This is a genomic window from Cellulomonas sp. zg-ZUI22, from assembly GCF_017353535.1.
Lineage (GTDB): Bacteria > Actinomycetota > Actinomycetes > Actinomycetales > Cellulomonadaceae > Cellulomonas > Cellulomonas wangleii.
In genome coordinates, this window is the sequence record NZ_JAFMUZ010000001.1 from 1,068,763 (window position 1) to 1,084,372 (window position 15,610).

Annotated in this window: 13 protein-coding genes; 8 read left to right on the top strand and 5 right to left on the bottom strand. The window is 74.9% G+C overall.

Annotated elements, in window-relative coordinates; all coding sequences use genetic code 11:
- Nucleotides 1-2 precede the first annotated feature (2 nt).
- The 3 genes from J1G43_RS04820 to J1G43_RS04830 are packed head-to-tail and all read left to right on the top strand — an operon-like array spanning nt 3 to nt 3,644.
- Nucleotides 3-2,036, top strand: coding sequence for a beta-galactosidase (locus J1G43_RS04820; protein WP_207378063.1), 2,034 nt, complete (start codon nt 3-5; stop codon nt 2,034-2,036).
- Between the two features lie 44 nt (nt 2,037-2,080).
- Nucleotides 2,081-2,572 carry a YbjN domain-containing protein gene (locus J1G43_RS04825; RefSeq protein WP_207370115.1) on the top strand — a complete coding sequence of 164 codons (492 nt, stop codon included), beginning with the start codon at nt 2,081-2,083 and terminating at the stop codon, nt 2,570-2,572.
- 31 nt (nt 2,573-2,603) lie between these two features.
- On the top strand, nt 2,604-3,644 hold the full coding sequence (locus J1G43_RS04830; RefSeq protein WP_207370116.1) for an aldo/keto reductase: 1,041 nt from the start codon (nt 2,604-2,606) through the stop codon (nt 3,642-3,644).
- A gap of 78 nt (nt 3,645-3,722) precedes the next feature.
- On the opposite strand, the gene J1G43_RS04835 is transcribed toward J1G43_RS04830, so the two are convergent.
- The gene (locus tag J1G43_RS04835) at nt 3,723-5,915 is read right to left on the bottom strand and encodes an alpha-glucuronidase (protein WP_207378064.1); all 2,193 of its coding nucleotides are present in this window, start codon (nt 5,913-5,915) and stop codon (nt 3,723-3,725) included.
- Nucleotides 5,912-7,147, bottom strand: coding sequence for a D-mannonate dehydratase ManD (manD, locus tag J1G43_RS04840; RefSeq protein WP_207378065.1), 1,236 nt, complete (start codon nt 7,145-7,147; stop codon nt 5,912-5,914). The genes J1G43_RS04835 and manD overlap by 4 nt, the downstream gene beginning before the upstream one ends.
- A 146-nt stretch (nt 7,148-7,293) precedes the next feature.
- Here manD and J1G43_RS04845 point away from each other — a divergent pair, with 146 nt between their 5' ends.
- Entirely contained in the window at nt 7,294-8,391 is a 1,098-nt protein-coding gene (locus J1G43_RS04845) for a LacI family DNA-binding transcriptional regulator (RefSeq protein ID WP_207339349.1), read from the top strand.
- 30 nt (nt 8,392-8,421) lie between these two features.
- Here J1G43_RS04845 and recQ read toward each other — a convergent pair whose 3' ends face one another.
- A complete protein-coding gene (recQ, locus tag J1G43_RS04850) occupies nt 8,422-10,509 on the bottom strand; it encodes a DNA helicase RecQ (RefSeq protein WP_207339348.1) in 2,088 nt (695 codons plus the stop codon).
- 80 nt (nt 10,510-10,589) lie between these two features.
- A complete protein-coding gene (locus J1G43_RS04855; RefSeq protein WP_207339347.1) occupies nt 10,590-11,405 on the bottom strand; it encodes an SDR family oxidoreductase in 816 nt (271 codons plus the stop codon).
- A gap of 178 nt (nt 11,406-11,583) precedes the next feature.
- On the opposite strand from J1G43_RS04855, the gene J1G43_RS04860 reads away from it, so the two are divergent.
- The 4 genes from J1G43_RS04860 to J1G43_RS04875 all read left to right on the top strand — a co-directional run bounded on the left by J1G43_RS04860 (nt 11,584) and on the right by J1G43_RS04875 (nt 14,473).
- A complete protein-coding gene (locus J1G43_RS04860; protein ID WP_207378066.1) occupies nt 11,584-12,378 on the top strand; it encodes an SDR family oxidoreductase in 795 nt (264 codons plus the stop codon).
- Nucleotides 12,379-12,474: 96 nt separating this feature from the next.
- Nucleotides 12,475-13,050 (top strand): orotate phosphoribosyltransferase, encoded by a 576-nt coding sequence (gene pyrE / locus J1G43_RS04865; protein ID WP_207339345.1) that lies wholly within the window; start codon nt 12,475-12,477, stop codon nt 13,048-13,050.
- Nucleotides 13,051-13,061: 11 nt separating this feature from the next.
- The gene (locus J1G43_RS04870) at nt 13,062-13,850 is read left to right on the top strand and encodes a hypothetical protein (RefSeq protein ID WP_207378067.1); all 789 of its coding nucleotides are present in this window, start codon (nt 13,062-13,064) and stop codon (nt 13,848-13,850) included.
- A 53-nt stretch (nt 13,851-13,903) separates the two neighbouring features.
- The gene (locus tag J1G43_RS04875) at nt 13,904-14,473 is read left to right on the top strand and encodes a LemA family protein (protein ID WP_207339343.1); all 570 of its coding nucleotides are present in this window, start codon (nt 13,904-13,906) and stop codon (nt 14,471-14,473) included.
- Nucleotides 14,474-14,529: 56 nt separating this feature from the next.
- Here the strand turns inward: J1G43_RS04875 and J1G43_RS04880 are convergent, their stop codons facing one another.
- On the bottom strand, nt 14,530-15,549 hold the full coding sequence (locus J1G43_RS04880) for an AAA family ATPase (protein WP_207378068.1): 1,020 nt from the start codon (nt 15,547-15,549) through the stop codon (nt 14,530-14,532).
- Nucleotides 15,550-15,610 lie beyond the last annotated feature (61 nt).

Consider the following 15,610-nt stretch of genomic DNA (forward strand, 5'->3'; position numbering starts at 1 on the left):
CCGTGTCCCTCCCTGCCGGTGACCACATCCGCTACGGCGGCGACTACAACCCGGAGCAGTGGCCCGCCGCGGTGTGGGACGACGACTACGCGGCGTTCGACCTCGCGCACGTCACGACCCTGACCGTCGGGGTGTTCGCGTGGGCGCACACCGAGCCGGCGGAGGGGGCGTACGACTTCTCGCGGCTCGACGCGATCGTCGAGCGGGCGCACGCGCAGGGCCGCGACGTCGTGCTCGCGACGCCGAGCGGCGCGATGCCGCCGTGGCTCGCGCGCGCGTACCCGGACGCCTGCCGGGTGGATCTCGAGGGGCGCCGGCACGTCTACGGGCAGCGGCACAACCACTGCCCGTCGTCGCCGGACTTCCGGCGGCTGTCCGTGGCGATGGCCGATCGGCTGGCCGAGCGGTACGGGGACCACCCCGCGGTGGTCGCGTGGCACGTCGGCAACGAGTACGGCGGCGCCTGCTACTGCGACCTGTGCGCGGCCGGGTTCCGCGAGTGGCTGCGGGCGCGGTACGGCACGCTGGAGCGGCTCAACGGGGCGTGGAACACGCTGTTCTGGTCCCACGTCTTCGGTGACTGGGACGAGGTCGTGCCGCCGTCGATGCTCTCCGAGCACTGGCGCGGGCCGAACCACACGGCGTTCCAGGGCATCACGCTCGACTACCGGCGCTACATGTCCGACCGCCTGCACGAGGGGTACTCGGACGAGAAGGCGGCGATCCGGGAGCGCAGCGCCCTGCCCGTCACGACCAACCTCATGGGGTTCTTCCAGCCCCTCGACTACCACCGGTGGGCCGACGACCTCGACTTCGTGTCCTGGGACAACTACCCGCCGCTGCCGGACGACCCGCTGCGGACGGCGGCCCGCATGGCGGCCACCCACGCGGCCATGCGCGGGCTGAAGGGCGGCCAGCCGTTCTGGGTCATGGAGCAGACGCCGTCGACCACGGCGTCGCGGGACGTCAACCCGGTCAAGCGGCCGGGCGTGCTGGGCCTGTGGACGTGGCAGTCGGTCGCGCACGGTGCGGACGCCACCCTGTACTTCCAGATGCGGCAGTCGAAGGGCGCGTGCGAGAAGTACCACGGCGCGCTGATCGACCACTCCGGGCGCACGGACACGCGGGTGTTCCGGGAGGCCGCGGAGCTCGGTGCGGGCCTGGCGCGCACCGGGGACGCCCTGCTGGGCGCCCGCACGCCGGCCCGCGTCGCGCTGCTGCTCGACTGGGACTCGTGGTGGGCGGTCGAGATGACCGACGGGTACAACCGCCACGTCTCCTACCTGCAGACGCTGCTGCAGCACCACCGCGCCCTGTGGTCCCTGAACGCCGAGGTGGACGTGGTCCCGGTGACCGCGGACCTCGCACCGTACGACGTGGTCGTCGCGCCGCTGCTGCACCTGCTCAAGGGCGACGTCGTCGAGCGCCTGACCGCGCACGTCGAGCGCGGCGGCTCGCTGGTGACGACGTTCTACGGCGGTCGCGTCGACGAGGACGACAACGCGTACTGCGGCGTGCCGCCCCTCGACCCGCTGCTCGGCACGCGGGTGGAGGAGACGGACTCGGGCGTGCCGGGTGCGGCGAACCCGGTGACGCTCGAGCTCGACGGGGTCGCGACGACGCACGACGCGACGCTCGTGTTCGAGCTGCTCGTCCCCGACGAGGGCACCGAGGTCGTCGGCACGTACGGCGCCGACTTCTACGCGGGCCGGGCGGCCGTCACGCGCGCCCGGCGGGGCGCCGGCTCCGCGTGGCACGTCGCGACGGGCCTGGACGACGCCGGCCTGGCGCGGGTGCTGCGGCACGTGCTCACCGGGCACGGGCTGGTCGGCCCGCACGCGGACGACGTGGGCGTCGAGGTCGCACGCCGGGTCGCACCCGACGGGACCACGTCCACGTTCGTGCTGCACCACGGCGACGCGCCGGTGACGGTGACCGCGCAGGTGGCGGGGGAGGACCTGCTGACCGGGCGGGTCGTGCGGGTGGGCGACGACCTGACCCTGGCCCCGGCCGAGGTCCTGGTCCTGCGCGGCTGAGCACACCGCGCGGGCGTCGCCCGGGGTGGTTAGGCTCCCCGACCATGGCTCTCCTCAGTGACGACACGTCCGGTCCGACGCCCGCCCTGGCCCCGCTCGGGCGGGAGCGCGTCACGGCGGTCCTGGACGCGCGCGGCCTGGAGTACGGCATCGACGAGGACGGTGACGTCGGCGGGTACTTCGACGGGCACCTCTTCTACTTCTTCCTGCTGGGCCCCGGCGACACGTCGCTGCAGGTGCGCGGTCGCTGGAGCCGCGAGGTGCCCGCCGCGCGCCTCGCGGACGTGACCGCGCTGGTCAACGAGTGGAACTCGACCCACCTGTGGCCCAAGGGGTACGTGCGGACCGAGGACGACGTCCTCGGTGTCTACGGCGAGCACACGGTGGACTACGCCCACGGGGTCGCGGACGTCCAGGTCGACCAGCACCTCGCGTGCGGCATCGCCACGACGCTGCAGCTGTTCGCCCAGCTCGACGAGGCGTTCCCGGCCGAGGCGGCCGCGGCGCGGGCGGCGCTGCAGCAGCAGCAGGGCTGACACCCCACCCCCGACGACGAGGAGCCCCCGCATGCCCGCCCTGCAGCCGTACCGCGCCGCCGACGACCGGTACGCGACCATGCCCTACCGCCGCACCGGGCGCTCGGGCCTCGACCTGCCCGCGCTGTCCCTGGGGCTGTGGCACAACTTCGGTGACCTGACGCCGTTCGGCACGCAGCGTGACGTCCTGCGCCGCGCGTTCGACCTGGGCATCACGCACCTCGACCTCGCGAACAACTACGGCCCGCGGCCGGGCGCGGCCGAGGAGAACCTCGGCCGGCACCTGGCGGCGGACCTGCGGCCCTACCGCGACGAGCTCGTCATCTCCACCAAGGCGGGCTACGACATGTGGTCCGGCCCGTACCAGGACGGCGGGTCGCGCAAGTACCTGCTGTCGTCCCTCGACGCCTCGTTGCGGCGCATGGGGCTGGACTACGTCGACGTCTTCTACCACCACCGTCCGGACCCCTCGACGCCGCTCGAGGAGACGATGGGTGCGCTGGCGCAGGCCGTGCGCAGCGGCAAGGCGCTGTACGTGGGGGTCTCCAACTACACGCCGGCCCAGACCCGCGAGGCGCACGCGGTGCTCGCCGGCATGGGCGTGCCGCTGCTCATCCACCAGCCGAGCTACTCGATGTTCAACCGGCACGTCGAGAACGTCGCCGAGGGGCAGACCGAGTCGCTGCTCGACGTCGTGGGCGACCTGGGGGTGGGGACGATCGTGTTCTCGCCGCTGGCGCAGGGGCTGCTGACCGACAAGTACCTGGGCGGTGCCGCCCCGGCGGGGTCCCGCGCGGCCGGTGCCAGCCCCTTCCTCTCCGAGCGCGCGCTCTCGGAGACGTACCTGGCGCGCGCGCGTGCGCTGAACGAGATCGCGGCGGGACGCGGCCAGACCCTCGCGCAGCTCGCGCTCTCCTGGGTGCTGCGCGACGACCGCATCACCTCGGCGCTCGTCGGCGCGAGCTCGGTGGCCCAGCTCGAGGACAACGTGGCCGCGTTGTCGGCGCCGCCGCTGACGGACGACGAGCTGGCCGCGATCGACGAGCACGCCGTCGACGGGACGGGCCGCTGAGGCGGTTCGGCCGATGAGGCGTGAAGGGGTGCTGCCGAGGTCCGGCAGCACCCCTTCACGCATCGCCCGGGACGGGCGTCAGTAGATCGGCCGCCCCGAGGCGTCCGGGACCCCGGACTTCCGGAAGAAGTAGGAGCGCACCTGGTCGCGCCACTCGGTGGCGGACCGGACCTGCTCGGTCAGCCGCTCGGCGACCCGCGCGTGCAGACGGTCGTCGACGAGGCCGCGCAGCGCGTCCCACGCGGGCACCCACGACTCGACGACGTCGACGGCGTCGGCGCGCGAGTCGTAGACGTGCTGGATCACGGTGGTGCCGCTGTGCAGCACGTGCGAGTACGGCACGTGGTGGAAGAACAGCAGCAGCTCGTCCGGGCAGGTGGCCAGGTCCTCGTACGTCTCACGCCACGGCGACGGGTACTGCCCGGCGTAGCCGGTCCCGGTCGCGACGGTCCGGTCGACGCCGATGCCGTCGCGGTCCGCGAAGTGGTACGTGCCCCACTTCGAGTACTCGTACCCGTCGACGTTGGGCCCGTAGTGCATGCGCCCCGGGTCCACCATGAAGCCCACGCCCAGCGGGGCCGTGTACGCCTCGTACGTCAGCCACGAGCCGTCCATGAGCGTGTGCAGCGTGTCGCGCACGCGCGGGTCGGCGCCGGGGAACGTCAGGCCGATCCACTCGTCGAGCAGCGCGACCGGGTCCGCCTCCGGGTCCCACGCGAGCCGCCCGTACGCGTACAGGTTGGCCTGCGCCAGCGGGTGGCCGGTCCAGAACTCGTCGTCCCCGACGTTGGACACGGCGGTGACGCCACCGGCCGGCAGCTCCCCGGACGGCGTGTCCCGCCGCCCCGGCAGTCCCGAGACGAGCGCCGCGACGTCCCGCGTCGCGTCCTCGGCCAGTGGGAACGTCAGCACCTGCGACCACAGCGGCCCCAGGTAGCACACGTGCTTCTGGTGGCCCGTGTACTCCTGCGTGACCTGCAGCTCGACGGCCAGGCGGGTGCGGGGCATCGCGGCCAGCACGGGCGAGATCGGCTCCCGGGTCTGGAAGTCGATCGGCCCGTACTTGACCTGCAGCACGACGTTGTCGTCGAACCGGCCGTCCAGGGGCGCGAAGTGGTCGTACGCGGCCCGCGCGCGGTCGGTGCGCCGGTCGCGCCAGTCCTGCTCGTGGTTGTAGACGAACGCGCGCCAGAACACCGTCCCGCCGTGCGGGCGCAGCGCGCGGGCCAGCAGGTTCGCCCCGTCGGCGTGGTCGCGGCCGTACGCGAACGGCCCGGGCTGCCCCTCGGAGTCCGCCTTGACGACGAACCCGCCGAAGTCGGGGATCGTCGCGTAGACGCGGTCCGCCGCGGCGGCCCACCACGCCTGGACGTCCGGGTCGGCGGGGTCCGACGTCGGCAGGCCACCGAGCACCACGGGCGACGCGAACGACACCGACAGGTACGTCCGCACCCCGTGGGGGCGGAAGAGGTCGGCGACGCGCGCGACGTCGGCCAGCCCGTCGGTGAGCAGCCGCGCCTCGGTGCGGTGGACGTTGACGTTGTTGATCGCCACCGCGTTGATCCCGATCGACCCGAGCAGCCGCGCGTAGTCGGCGACGCGGGACAGGTCCTCGCGCACGCGGCCGTCCGCGTAGAAGATCGAGCCGCCCGCGTACCCGCGCTCGACCTGCCCCATGACGGGGTGGACGTCGATGTTGTCCCAGTGGTCGAGCATGCGGACCGGGGCGACGGGCAGGTCGCGCACCGGCGGGGCGTCGTCACCGAACGCGTCCTCGCCCAGCCGTACCACGTCGTGCAGGCCGTAGAGCAGGCCCGTCGCGGCGCCGGCGACGACCACGGTGGTGCCGCCTGCGCGGACCCGGACGAACATGTCAGGGCTGAGGCCCGGCGCCCCGTCGGCGGCGACGAGCGCGCCGTCGGTGGCCACGGCCACCAGCGCGTCGTTCGGGTGCGGCGGCTGCGGGGCGCGCCCCGGGGGCGGGACCTGTCGGGCCGCCCCGCTGTCGCGCTCGGCGGCACGCGACGCCACGACCAGCACGAGGTCGTGCGACCGGACGGACGCGGCATCGGGCAGCGCCTCGCTCGGTGCGAGGACCGTGACCGACCCGCCGTGCGCGGCGGTGGCCCGCCGGACCTCGTCGACGACGGTCGCGCCGACCGGCCCGGCGTCCGGGCCGACGGCCACGAGCACACGCCGGGAGCCGAGCGGTGCGAACGCGGCGTCGGGCAGCCACGCGGGGTGGACCTGGGGCGTGTCGGTGGCGCTCACCAGTCGTGCACCGTGCCGTCCTTGAGCCGGTTGAACGGCAGGTAGGCCGCCTGGTACGGGTGGCGCGAGGCCGCCTCGTCGTCGTAGGTGACGCCCAGGCCGGGCTCGTGGCCCGGGTGCAGGTAGCCGTCGGCGAACGTGAACGACGTGCGGAAGACCTCGTCGGTCGTCGCGGAGTGCTTCATGTACTCCTGGATGCCGAAGTTGTGGATCGCGAGGTCCAGGTGCAGCGCCGCGGCCATGCCGACGGGGGAGATGTCGGTGGGGCCGTGGATGCCGGACTTGATCTGGTACTGCGCCGCGAAGTCGAGGATGCGACGCAGCGCCGTGATGCCACCGGTGTGCGTGACCGCCGAGCGCACGTAGTCGATGAGCTGCTCGCGGATGAGGGTCTGGTAGTCCCAGACCGTGTTGAAGACCTCGCCGATCGCGAGCGGCGTCACGGTGTGCTGCCGCACCAGGCGCAGCGCGTCCTGGTTCTCCGCCGGCGTGCAGTCCTCCAGCCAGAACAGGTCGTACGGCTCGAGGTCCTTGCCCAGGCGCGCGGCCTGGATGGGCGTCATGCGGTGGTGGCCGTCGTGCAGCAGCGGCAGCTCGGGGCCGAACTCGTTGCGCACGGCCTCGAACACCCGGGGGATGTGGCGCAGGTAGGCCCGGGTGTCCCAGTCCTCCTCGGCCGGCAGGGGCGCGCGCTGGGCGGGCTCGTAGTCGTAGCGTCCCGACGACGACGGCTGTGCCGCGACGCCGTAGACGGCGTCGACGCCGGGCACGGAGGTCTGGACCCGGATGGACCGGAAGCCCTCGTCGAGGTGCTGGCGGATCGAGTCGAAGAGCTCGGGCAGGTCACGGCCCGACGCGTGGCCGTACGCCATGATCCCGCTGCGCGAGGCGCCGCCGAGCAGCTGGTAGAGCGGCATGCCGGCGAGCTTGGCCTTGATGTCCCACAGCGCGACGTCGACGGCGGCGATCGCGGCCATGGTCACGGGCCCGCGGCGCCAGTACGCGCTGCGGTAGAGGAACTGCCAGGTGTCCTCGATCGTGTGCGCGTCCCGGCCCATGAGCAGGGGGACCACGTGGTCGGTCAGGTAGCTGGCGACAGCCAGCTCGCGCCCGTTGAGGGTGGCGTCACCCAGGCCCTCCACGCCATCCTCGGTGACGAGGCGTAACGTTACAAAATTGCGGCCGGGGCTGGACACCAGCACCTCGGCCGAGCGGATCGTCGTGCCGGGCATCGTGGGAGGCTCCTTTCGCCCGATCGCGACGTCGCGAGGGGCACTGGTGAGAGTAGGCCCCGACACGCTAGGCTGGCAATCGTTTGCCAGCAAGATCCGCCCGGTGCACCGCCGCACCGTCGGCGACGAGCTGACCTGGAGGGTGCATGGCCGTCAGGCGACAGCCCACGTTGCGGGACGTGGCAGCGGCCGCAGGGGTCGCCGTGTCGACCGCGTCGCGGGCGTTGACCCGCCCCGGGCGGGTCAACGCGGACACCGCCGACCGCGTCGTCGCGGCCGCCAAGGAGCTCGGGTACATCCCGAGCGCGTCGGCCCGCGCGCTGCTCTCGGGCCGCACCGCCACCGTCGCGCTCGTGCTGCCCGACGTCACCAACCCGTTCTTCTTCGGGCTGGTGCGGGGCACCGGTGCGCGGCTGCGGGAGTCCGGGTACGTGCAGGTGCTCGCCGACACCGAGGAGTCCGCCGAGGTCGAGCTCGACACCCTGCGCAAGCTCCGCGGCCAGGTCGACGGCGCCGTGCTCGCCGCCTCGCGTCTGTCCGACGAGCAGATCGCGGCCGCGGCGGCGGATCTCGCGCTCGTCGTGGTCAACCGCACCATCCCCGGCACGCCGGGCGTGCTGCTCGACACCGCCGGTGGCATGGTCCAGGCGCTCGAGCACCTGGCCTCGCTGGGGCACCGGCGGGTGGCCTACGCCTCCGGCCCGGTGACGTCGTGGTCCGACCGGCGCCGCCGCGAGGCACTGGAGCCGGCCGCGGCGCGCCTGGGCGTGGAGCTCGTCGTGCTCGGCCCCTACGCCCCGGTGCGGCAGGCCGGTGCGGCCGCGGCCGACGCCGCCCTCGACGCCGGTGCCACCGCCGTCGTCGCGTTCAACGACCTGCTCGCCTTCGGTGTCCTCGAACGGCTCGACGCCCGCGAGGTGCCCGTGCCCGAGCGCCTGAGCGTCATCGGGTGCGACGACATCTTCGGTGCCGACCTGGTGCGTCCCGCCCTGACGACCGTCGAGTCACCCGTGGAGGAGGCGGGGCGCATGGCGGCCGACCTGCTGCTCGCGCGGCTCGAGGGGAACCGCCCGGCCGACGACGACCCCGACGCGGCGCCGGCGGCCGACCCGGACGAGGCCTCCGACCTCGACCGGGCGCCCGACCTCGACGACGAGCCGGTCACCCGGGGCCGCGACGCGGCCGACCCCGTGCTGCTGCCCACGCACCTGGTCGTCCGGTCCTCGACCGGGCCCGTGGGCTGACGCAGCCCGACAGGTCGACAGCCCGGGGCGTCAGCCGTCGGCCGCGACCGTGGCCAGGACCCCCTCGGCGTACCGGTCGAGCTTGGCCGCGCCGATCCCGCTGATCGTGCCGAGCTCGGCACGCGTCGTCGGGCGACGGGTCGCGATCTCGCGCAGCGTCGCGTCGTGGAACACCACGTACGCGGGCACGCCCTGCTCCTTGGCGGCGCCCGCGCGCCACGCGCGCAGCGCCTCGAACAGCCCGGCGTCGCCGCCCGTCAGGTCCGCCGCCGCCGCCGGGGTGCGTCCGGAGCCGCGTCGCTCCCGCGTCGAGCGCCCGGTGCGCTCCGGCTCGCGGCGCAGCCGCACCTCGCGCTCCCCGCGCAGCACCTCCGCCGACGCGGGCAGCAGGCGGATCGTGCCGTAGCCCTCGGTGTCGACCGCGAGCAGCTCGGCCGCGAGCAGCTGACGCACCACGCCGCGCCACTCGCCGTCCGACAGGTCCTGCCCGATCCCGAACGTCGACAGCTGGTCGTGCCCGAGCTGCTGCACGCGCGGCGTCACCTTGCCGCGCAGGATGTCGACCAGGTGGCCCACCCCGTACCGCTGCCCGCGCTGGTCCAGCCGCACCACCGTCGACAGCAGCTTCTGCGCCGGCACGGTGCCGTCCCACGACTGCGGCGGCTCCAGGCACGTGTCGCAGTTGCCGCAGGGCCCGTCGGACTCCTGACCGAAGTACGCGAGCAGCTGCACCCGGCGGCAGTCCACCGTCTCGCACAGCGCGAGCATCGCGTCCAGGTGCTGCGTGAGGCGCCGCTTGTGCGCGGCGTCGCCCTCGGACGTGTCGATCATGCGGCGCTGCTGCACCACGTCCGCCAGGCCGTACGCGAGCCAGGCCGTCGACGGCAGCCCGTCGCGGCCCGCGCGTCCCGTCTCCTGGTAGTAGCCCTCGACCGACTTGGGCAGGTCCAGGTGCGCGACGAACCGCACGTCGGGCTTGTCGATCCCCATCCCGAAGGCGATGGTCGCGACCATCACGACGCCGTCGTCCCGCAGGAACCGGGACTGGTTGGCGGCCCGGACCCGCCGGTCGAGCCCTGCGTGGTACGGCAGCGCGTCGATGCCCTCCTTGCGCAGCGTCTCGGCCGTCTGCTCGACGGACGCCCGCGACAGGCAGTAGACGATGCCGGCGTCGCCCGCGTGCTCGGTGCGCAGCAGCTGCAGCAGCTGGGCGCGGGGGTTGTCCTTCGGCACGATCCGGTAGCGGATGTTGGGGCGGTCGAAGCTCGCGACGAACTGCGCGGCGTCCGTCAGCTGCAGGCGCTCGCAGATCTCCCGGTGCGTCGTGTGCGTCGCGGTGGCGGTGAGCGCGATCCGCGGCACGTCGGGCCAGCGCTCGTGCAGCAGCGACAGCGCCAGGTAGTCGGGGCGGAAGTCGTGCCCCCACTGGGACACGCAGTGCGCCTCGTCGATCGCGAACAGCGCGACGTGGCCGCGGTCCAGCAGGTCGAGGGTCTCCGGGACGCGCAGCCGCTCGGGGGCCAGGTAGAGCAGGTCCAGCTCGCCCGCCAGGAACGCGGCCTCCACCGCCCGGCGCTGGTCGCGCTCCTGCGTCGAGTTGAGGAACCCGGCGCGCACACCCAGGGCCGACAGCGCGTCGACCTGGTCCTGCATGAGCGCGATCAGCGGGGAGACGACGACCCCGGTGCCCTCGCGCACCAGCGCGGGCACCTGGTAGCACAGCGACTTGCCGCCGCCGGTGGGCATGAGCACCACCGCGTCACCGCCGGCGACCACGGTGTCGACGATCGCGGCCTGCTCGCCGCGGAACGCCTCGTAGCCCCAGACCCGGTGCAGCACCTCGGCCGGCGTCCCGTGGGACGGGGCCGGGCGTCCCGCGGCCGTGCTGCGCGGCGCGTCCGGTCGGCGCGCGCTCGTGCGGCCCGGCGCCGGCGCGCCCCACGGGTCCTCGTCCCACGCCTCGGGCGGCGGGGCGTCGTCCGGCGGCGGGGGAGCGTCGTCCCACCACGGCTCGGCCGGCGCGTCGTCCCAGGTCGGGGCGTCGGCGGGCGGCGGGTCGTCGAGCGGTCCGGCCGACCGTCGGCGACGGGTCTCGGGAACGGCGGGGTCCGGCAGCACGCCCCCACCCTACGAGCCGTCGGGCGTGCGGCGGGGCGCGTCGGCGTCCGGCTGTGGACGGGAGGCCGGGACCCGGCGCCTCAGCGCCCGTCGGCGGGCTCGGTGTCCCGCGGCTCGACGAACCGGGCCTGCAGCGCCGCCCCGGCGCCGTCGCTCAGCAGCGCACCCGCGGCGGCCTGGCCCCGTGCCTGCAGCGACCGCACCACGACCTTCTCGTCCCCCTTCAGCAGACCGTCGACCGCCTGCCGGGCCACGTCGGCGGGGTCGTCCTTGTGGCCCTGCCCCGCGCGCGTGTCCTGCATGCCGGCGGTCTCGAAGAAGTCGGTGTCGGTCGGGCCCGGCAGCAGCGCCGTGACGGTGACACCCGTGTCCCGCAGCTCGTACCGCAGCGCCTGCGCGAACGACAGGTCGAACGCCTTCGACGCGGCGTACGTCGCGTAGTACGGCCCGGGCATGAGCGCGCCCACGGACGACGTCACCAGGACCCGGCCGACACCGCGCTCGACCATCGCGGGCAGCAGCGCCTTGGCCAGCCGCACCGGGGCGACCACGTCGAGCGCGATCGTGGCCAGGTCGTCCTCCAGCGGCACGTCGAGGAACGCGCCGCCGGCGCCCCGCCCCGCGTTGAGCACGAGCACGTCCAGCGGCCGTCCCCCGGCCACGACGTCGGCGACGAGCGCGTCGACCCCCTCGGCCTGCGTGAGGTCGGCGCGCACGGCCCGCGCCGCGCGGCCGTGCTGCGTCAGGCCCTCGGCGACCAGGCCGATCGCCTCGTCCTCGGCGGTGACGACGAGGTCGTGGCCCAGCTCGGCCAGCCGCGTCGCGATCTCCAGGCCGATGCCGCTCGACGCACCGGTGACGAGCGCGAGCGGGGCGGGCAGCAGGGGCGTCTCCATGGCACGCACCTCCGGGTCGACGTCGGGCGCACCACGCTACGGGCGGTCCGGCAGGCGGGCACCCGGAGACCGCGGACCGGGCACCTGACACCGCACGAGGGCCCGCCACCTGCGGATCCGCCGCGCGGCGGACCCGCCGACGCGACGCGACGGGCGCGCGATCCGTAGGGTGGCGCCCATGGGAACCGCACTCGTCACCGGCGCCAGCGCCGGACTCGGTCTGGAGTTCGCCTGGCAGCTCGCCACCGCCCGCCACGACGTCGTCCTCGTCGCCCGCGACGAGCAGCGGCTGACCCGCCTCGCCTCGCAGCTCGAGGCCGCGGCCGGCGTCCGTGCCGAGGTGCTCGCCGCCGACCTCACCGACCGCGGCGACCTCGAGCGCGTCGCCGCCCGCCTGCGCTCGGACGAGCGGCCCGTCGGGCTGCTCGTCAACAACGCGGGCATGGGGCTCAACCAGAGCTTCGTCGACGGCGACCTCGCCGCGGAGGAGCGGGCGCTCGACCTCATGGTCCGGACCGTCATGGTGCTGTCGCACGAGGCCGCCGGCGCGATGCGGGCGCGCGGCCGCGGCGCGATCCTCAACGTCGGATCCGTCGCCGGGCTCATCGCGACCGGCACCTACTCCGCGCACAAGGCGTGGGTGCGGGTGTTCACCGAGGCCCTGTCGGTCGAGCTCAAGGGGACGGGCGTCACCGCGACCGTCGTCGCCCCGGGGTTCACGCGCACCGAGTTCCACGAGCGCGGGCGCATCGACACGGCGCACTACCCCGAGGTGGGCTGGCTCGACGCCGAGGACGTGGTGGCCGCCGCGCTCGCGGACGTCCGCCGCGGTGTCGTCCTGTCGACGCCGAGCCTGCGGTACAAGGCGGTCTCGGCGCTGCTGCGCCTCGCGCCCCGCTCCGCGGTGCGGGCGTTCGGCGGGTACCGGCGCGCGCTGCCGGACGGTGCGCAGGCGCAGACCGACGAGTCCTGACCCGTCGGCCCGTCGGGCTGCGTGCCCGCGGCAGCGGCCGCCCCGGCACCCGGACGCCGGACGCCGGGCGCCAGGGCGGCCCGGTACCCTCGGGCCGTGACCGACGCCCCCGCCGCAGCGCCCCGTGACCAGCTCGTCGCCCTCGTCCGTGACCTCGCCGTCGTGCACGGGCGGGTCACGCTGTCGTCCGGCAAGGAGGCCGACTACTACGTCGACCTGCGCCGGGTGACGCTGCACCACCGGGCTGCGCCGCTCATCGGCCACCTGCTGCTCGACCTGCTCGAGGAGGTCGGTCTGGGCACCGCGGAGATCGACGCCGTCGGCGGGCTCACGCTGGGTGCGGACCCCGTCGCCACGGCGCTGCTGCACGCCGCCGCGTCGCGCGGGCAGGACCTCGACGCGTTCGTCGTGCGCAAGGCGGGCAAGGCCCACGGCCTGCAGCGCCGCATCGAGGGCCCCGACGTGGCCGGTCGTCGCGTGGTCGTCGTCGAGGACACGTCGACCACGGGCGGGTCGGCCATCACCGCGGTCGAGGCCGTGCGGGAGGCGGGCGGCGAGGTCGTGGCCGTCGCGACGATCGTCGACCGCGGCACCGGCGCGCGCGAGGCGATCGAGGCGCTCGGCGTCGCGTACCACCACCTGCTCGACCTGTCCGACCTCGGCCTGGCCTGACGGGCACCGCGGTGCGGCAGGGGGTGCGGTTCGGCGCGTACGCCGTGCTGGGGCTGGTCGCGTTCGTCACCGTGGGCTCGTGGACCGGTCTGGCTCCGCAGGGCGGCGGGATGCTCCTGCTCATCGGCGCGGTCGCCGTGCTGAGCGCCGTGGGCGGCGCGTGGCTGCGGCGCCGGCGCGCCGCGGAGCTGACGGCGTGGGCGGCGGCGACCGGCTGGACCTTCGCACCGCGGGACCCCGGGCTCGGTCTGGCCGCCCTGCAGACGGGCCGGCCCTTCGGCCAGGGCCGTTCGCGCACGGTCACGGAGGTCCTGACCGGCACGTACGAGGGGCTGTCCGCCGTGTCGTTCACGTACACGTGGACCACGGGCAGCGGTGACGAGCGGCGCGAGCACGAGGTGCACGTCGTCGCGCTCCGCCTGCCCGCCCACCTGCCGACGCTCGAGGTGACCGCGGAGGGCGTCGGCGCCCGCGTGGCCAAGGCGTTCGGTGCGCGCGACCTGCAGCTGGAGTCCGCGGCGTTCAACGCCGCGTACCGGGTCGACGCGCCGGACGCGCGCACGGCGCACGCGATCCTGCACCCGCGCACCCTCGAACGGCTGCTGCGGCCCGACGCCCTCGGCGTCGCCTGGCGCATCGAGGGCACGTGGATCACGTCCTGGGAGACCGGCGCCACGGACACCGCCCGCATCGCACCCCGGCTGGGCGTGCTGGCGGCCGTGGTGCGGGGGGTCCCGCGCCACGTGTGGCAGGACCACGGGTACGACCCGGCCCGGGACGACGCCGCACGCGGCACCTGAGCACGGGGACGCGGCCGGTACGATCGGCGCACGTCCCGACCCAAGGAGTCGCCGTGAGCGGAGGCCTCATCGCCCTCGTCGTGATCGCCGTCGTCGTCGTCCTCGTGCTGCTGTGGGGGGTCGCGCAGTACAACGGGTTCGTCCGCCTGCGGAACCTCGTGCAGGAGTCGTGGCGGCAGATCGACGTCGAGCTGCACCGCCGGCACGACCTGATCCCCAACCTCGTCGAGACGGTCAAGGGGTACGCCGCCCACGAGCGCGGCGTGTTCGACGAGGTCACGCGCGCCCGCGCGGCGGCCGCCGGACCGAGCGCCGGGCCCGCCGAGCAGGCCACGCAGGAGAACGCGCTGAACGCCGCGCTCGGCCGGCTGCTCGCCGTCGCCGAGAACTACCCCGTGCTGCGCGCCAGCGAGAACTTCCAGCAGCTGCAGGCCGAGCTGGCCAACACCGAGGACCGCATCGCCGCGGGGCGCCGGTTCTACAACGCCAACGTGCGCGAGCTCAACACCAAGGTCGAGTCGTTCCCCGCCAACCTCGTGGCCGGTGCGTTCGGGTTCACGCGCGCCGAGTACTTCGAGGTCGACGACCCGCAGGTGCGTCGGGCCCCGACCGTGGGGTTCTGAGCCGCCGCTGCCGCACCACCCGACGCCCGGCCCGTGGTGGCCGGGCGTCGTCGTGCTCAGTGCGAGAACGTCGCGATGTGCTGGGCCGACGGTGCGGCGTACCGGTCGGGCGCCAGCAGTGACGGCAGCCGGTGCAGCAGCGGGTCGACCAGGCCGCGGCGCGGGTCCAGCAGGTGCGCCTGCTCCAGGCGTGCCAGCAGCCGCGCCACCTCGGCCGTCGACAGGCGGAGCGCACGTGCCAGCTGCTGCGGCTCGACGAACCGGTCGGTGGTCGCGCACAGCGCCGCCAGCAGCAGCTCGGTCGGGCAGCCGCCCTCGCCGCGGCAGACGTCGTGGTGCAGCCCTGCCGCCAGCCACCGGACCAGCTCGTCGCCGACGTCGCCCAGGTCGCGGTGCTCGGCCAGCGCGCGCGGCAGGCCGCCGTGGCGCAGGTAGGCGCTGCGCACGTCCTGCGTGCCACCGCCCGGCTGGGCGAGCAGGACCTCGGACATGCTCGCGGGGTGCAGGCGCCGGACCGTGGCGGCCGGCACCTCCTGCTCCAGGGCGGCGAGGTCGGCGGGGTCGAGCACGGACGTCGTGACGACCACCTGGTCGCCGCGGTGGAACGCGTGGGCGGCCACCTGGGGCCACCCGGCGACGGCGCCCACCTCGTCCAGGACCAGCACGCGCGGGTCGTCGCACGCCGGAGCACCGGTCCGGGTGGGGGTGCGCACCGTCGTGGAGAGGTCGGCCGGCTCCCACTGCGCGACCGTGCCGTCGGGCTCGGTCCGTTGGACCGGGACGAGCACCACGCGGCGGGGGTCGGTGCGGGGGTCCGCCACGAGATGCGCGACGACGTCCTTGACCGCGGTCGTCTTGCCGACGCCGCGCGGGCCGGCGACGACGGTCACCGTGCCGGGACGGGGTCCGGCGGCGAGGTCCGCCAGGATCGAGCGGGCCGCCTGCGTCGCCGGCTGCCACTCGTGGCGTGCGCGGGTCGCCAGGTCGGCGTCGTCGAGCACCCAGGACGCACGGCGGCGACGCGACCACCAGGGGTTGGCCGCGCGCAGCACCTGGGCGAGCTCGCTGTTGCGCATGCTCCAGCGTGCCCCCGGCGCAGGGCGTGCAGGCGGGACGAACGGCCCCGGAGGAGCCCCT

Bases quoted from the DNA above. Each gene is read 5' to 3' on its own strand.
- J1G43_RS04825 (WP_207370115.1), top strand. From the start codon at position 2,081: ATGGCTCTCCTCAGTGACGACACGTCCGGTCCGACGCCCGCCCTGGCC.
- J1G43_RS04860 (WP_207378066.1), top strand. From the start codon at position 11,584: ATGGGAACCGCACTCGTCACCGGCGCCAGCGCCGGACTCGGTCTGGAG.
- manD (WP_207378065.1), bottom strand. From the start codon at position 7,147: ATGCCCGGCACGACGATCCGCTCGGCCGAGGTGCTGGTGTCCAGCCCC.
- J1G43_RS04830 (WP_207370116.1), top strand. From the start codon at position 2,604: ATGCCCGCCCTGCAGCCGTACCGCGCCGCCGACGACCGGTACGCGACC.
- J1G43_RS04880 (WP_207378068.1), bottom strand. From the start codon at position 15,549: ATGCGCAACAGCGAGCTCGCCCAGGTGCTGCGCGCGGCCAACCCCTGG.
- J1G43_RS04855 (WP_207339347.1), bottom strand. From the start codon at position 11,405: ATGGAGACGCCCCTGCTGCCCGCCCCGCTCGCGCTCGTCACCGGTGCG.
- J1G43_RS04845 (WP_207339349.1), top strand. From the start codon at position 7,294: ATGGCCGTCAGGCGACAGCCCACGTTGCGGGACGTGGCAGCGGCCGCA.